Origin of the sequence: Collinsella sp. CLA-ER-H6, assembly GCF_040092305.1 — a bacterium.
In the GTDB taxonomy this organism is placed as follows: domain Bacteria; phylum Actinomycetota; class Coriobacteriia; order Coriobacteriales; family Coriobacteriaceae; genus Collinsella.
Map to the genome: position 1 here is coordinate 1 of NZ_JBBNLS010000044.1, position 786 is coordinate 786.

The 786-nt window shown below is 65.6% G+C and carries 1 protein-coding gene; it reads left to right on the top strand.

Translation table 11 applies throughout. The annotated features are described in order from the left end of the window. Positions 1 to 785, top strand: a 785-nt coding sequence (locus AAAX77_RS09830; protein ID WP_349106099.1) for an arginine deiminase family protein, incomplete at its 5' end; no start/stop codon positions are given. Position 786 lies beyond the last annotated feature (1 nt).

Sequence of the window (786 nt, forward strand, 5' to 3'; positions counted from 1 at the left end):
ACCTGATCATCGACCCGATGCCCAACCTCTACTTCACCCGCGACCCGTTCGCGGTCGTCGGCGAGGGCGTCAACCTCAACCGCATGTACTCGGTCACCCGCAACCGCGAGACCCTGTACGGCAAGTACGTCTTCAAGTACCACCCCGACTACAAGGACGTCTCGCTGTACTTCCGCCGCGACTGCCAGTTCCACACCGAGGGCGGCGACGTGCTGAACATCAACGAGAAGACCCTCGCCGTCGGCATCTCCCAGCGCACCCAGGCCGCCGCGATCGACGTCATGGCCCAGAACATCTTCTGGAACTCCGACTCCAAGGTCGAGCGCATCCTGGCCTTCGACATCCCGGTCTCGCGCGCCTTCATGCACCTCGACACGGTCTTCACCCAGATCGACGTCGATAAGTTCACGATCCACCCCGCCATCATGGGCACCCTGCGCGTCTACGAGCTGACCGCCGGCAAGAACCCGGGCGACGTGAACATCCGCCTGATCGAGGACACCCTCGAGCACGTCCTGGAGGACGCCACCGGCGTCGACCAGGTCAAGCTGATCCCCTGCGGCGGCGGCGACCCGATCGCGGCCTCCCGCGAGCAGTGGAACGACGGCTCCAACACCCTGTGCGTCGAGCCCGGCAAGATCTGCGTCTACGCCCGCAACACCGTCACCAACGACGTGCTGTACAAGGAGGGCCTGGACCTTCTCGTCGTGCCCTCCGCCGAGCTCTCCCGCGGCCGCGGCGGCCCGCGCTGCATGAGCATGCCCTTCTGGCGCGAGGACCTCTAAG